Source organism: Craterilacuibacter sp. (assembly GCF_051659485.1).
GTDB lineage: Bacteria > Pseudomonadota > Gammaproteobacteria > Burkholderiales > Chromobacteriaceae > Craterilacuibacter.
Genome location: NZ_JBOFOO010000344.1, coordinates 1 through 2,353 on the forward strand (window position 1 = coordinate 1; position 2,353 = coordinate 2,353).

The window sequence follows — 2,353 nt, forward strand, 5'->3', positions numbered from 1 at the left end:
TGCACCTACCCGCCGGCACGCGCTTCGAGCAGGCCATACCGGCCGGACACAATGCCTTCCTTTACACCTACCGTGGTGAGGTTTCAGTGGCAGGTAAAGCCGTGACGGATCGCTTCATGGCGATTCTGGCTAATGATGGCGCGGATGGCGCGGTGATTGAGGCGGCACAGGATGCGCGTGTGATTCTGGTGGCAGGTGCGCCCTTAAACGAGCCGATTGCGCAGTACGGCCCCTTTGTGATGAATACCTCCGTCGAGATCCAGCAGACCCTGCAGGACTATCGTGACGGCTTGTTTGAGACGGGGGAAGTGCAGTCCCTATAAGGGGGCTTCGCACGCGAAATGCGCTCGCGGCTGAAGCCGCTCCTACGTTTCGTTGTCTTGCGCGACAGCGCCACCGCGGCCCGCCCAAGGCCTGTGCCGCCGGTTCGCCAAAGCGCACCTTCCAGTGCGAATGTTAACAGACCGAGATAGTGAGTTCATGGTTACGGAGGCGATGAACGGCTTGACCCAGCCTGCGGTGTGAGTAGCAGATAGTGTCATTTGCAAACCCACTTACCGCGAGACGGACGTGATCCGCATCATTGATCTGCGGATTGTAACTTCAGCAGGTTTGATACCTTAAACGCAATTTTAAAACCCAGGTTTCCGATCACTAACGAAAGGCAAAAAGCAATGGGCCAAGCAACGATGAAACGAGTTGCCCATGTGTGCAGCCATGCGAGGCTAAATCCGAGATCGAGAAGGCTGAAAATGCCGGTCATGGCAAATGCCATCATTAAAGAAATAAAGAATTGAGCGATGATGATAATTGGCGTTTTTTGCATTGTTCCATCCGATTGATGTTGGGATGGTGCCTAAAAAAACACAAGCAAGCACCACCCTGACTGGTTACAGGTTAGTGCCGTGGGTTTGCATTAGTGCAACTGCATCTCGTTAAATAACGAGGGCCGGAATAACCGTACCAGCCTAGAATCTTTTCGACAGGCCGAGAAAATACCCAACTACTCGTTATAAGTCAACCAGAGCGTCTGTCATGTCTGATCAGTGGGGCCCTTGCCTGCTTGTGACTGTTGAGCACCTGACGGTGAACGCACTACTGCCGAGGGCCACAGCGAAACTCGACCAAATATTCTGGAGCGGCACACCCCGCCGTGCTATTCCTCCCAACCCTGAGAGGACGGGGTTTCTCGCGCAGAAGTGATGAGGAAAATGGTGCATCTGCTAAATCAGTACCCATGCTGATGGTCGAGTGAGAAATTAGCGCAGATCTTTAATCAAAAAATCCACCAAAGTGCGTGTAGTTGCAGCCAAATGTTTGCGCGAGGCATAAAGCGCATAAACGCCGAGTTCCGGCATACTGTAGCTTGGAAGCAACTGCAACAAAGCACCTGAACGAATGTGTGCCGCCGTGGTGAAAGCGGGTAAATGGGCTATGCCTTCACCTGCTAGTGCGGCATATAGCAACACCATCGTGTCATTGCCCGCAAAGTTGCCGGATACCGATACTTCCTCAAACTTCGGATTTTCCGAAGCACCTGAAGGCGGACCGAAGCGCCATATTTTCCCGAGGCGCGTATGGTTCAGACAATTGTGCTGAATCAGATCAATGGGCTGAAGTGGCGTGCCCCTGCGCCCCAAGTAGCTGGGGGCAGCACACACCACCGAAGGGCAACGAGTCAACAGCCGCGCAATCACCCCCGGCTCCAACTCCTTGCCAACCTGGATGGCCAGATCGATTCGTTCTTCAACAAGATTGACCGCTCGATCAGCCAACACCATTTCGACTGAAGTTTTGGGGTATTGCGCCAAATAGCGCAACATAGCCTCGGCCAAATAGGATTGGCCAAAGGAAATACTGCTCGCGACACGGATCAGGCCATGTGGCTCGGCATTCTTGTCCATTACCGCTGAAACCATGCCATCGGTCAGTGCCAATACCTGACGACAGTACGGAAGGATATCGTTGCCCGCACTGGTTAGACCCAGGCTGCGGCTGGAACGATGCAGCAGGCGAACCCCAAGTGACTTTTCCAGCGACGCGATATAGCGCGTGGCCATCGCCCGCGAGATATCCAACTTGCTTGCTGCTGCGGTGAGACTGCCTAAGTCCACAACATCCACAAAAACCTGCATAGCAATGAAACGATCCATTAAGTCACCTGTATTGATCGATATATGCAACCTTGAAATGCTTATTTCAGCATATATTGATCCAGATAGAGCAACCATACTTCATTCCACAGCCTCTTCACCAAGGAATGAACATGTTGATGAACAAACTACTCGCCCTTCTCGCAGCCACCTCACTCATCGTAGGCAATGCTGCCCACGCTCAAAACCTCATCCCCGGG

The 2,353-nt window shown here is 53.0% G+C and carries 3 protein-coding genes; 1 reads left to right on the top strand and 2 read right to left on the bottom strand.

Annotation, left to right across the window (positions count from 1 at the left end; translation table 11 throughout):
• On the top strand, positions 1-323 hold a 323-nt coding region (locus ACRC1E_RS11775), incomplete at its 5' end, for a pirin-like C-terminal cupin domain-containing protein (protein ID WP_438515283.1).
• A gap of 257 nt (positions 324-580) precedes the next feature.
• Here ACRC1E_RS11775 and ACRC1E_RS11780 read toward each other — a convergent pair.
• Together ACRC1E_RS11780 and ACRC1E_RS11785 are read right to left on the bottom strand one after the other, a co-directional pair.
• Complete coding sequence (locus tag ACRC1E_RS11780) at positions 581-826, bottom strand: DUF2798 domain-containing protein (RefSeq protein ID WP_438515284.1); 246 nt, start codon at positions 824-826, stop codon at positions 581-583.
• Positions 827-1,259: 433 nt separating this feature from the next.
• Positions 1,260-2,231: a LysR family transcriptional regulator gene (locus tag ACRC1E_RS11785; RefSeq protein WP_438515285.1), complete on the bottom strand. Its 972-nt coding sequence runs from the start codon at positions 2,229-2,231 to the stop codon at positions 1,260-1,262.
• Positions 2,232-2,353 lie beyond the last annotated feature (122 nt).

Excerpts from the sequence above, each read along its gene's own strand:
- ACRC1E_RS11780 (WP_438515284.1), bottom strand. The coding sequence starts at position 826 with ATGCAAAAAACGCCAATTATCATCATCGCTCAATTCTTTATTTCTTTA.
- ACRC1E_RS11785 (WP_438515285.1), bottom strand. The coding sequence starts at position 2,231 with ATGGTTGCTCTATCTGGATCAATATATGCTGAAATAAGCATTTCAAGG.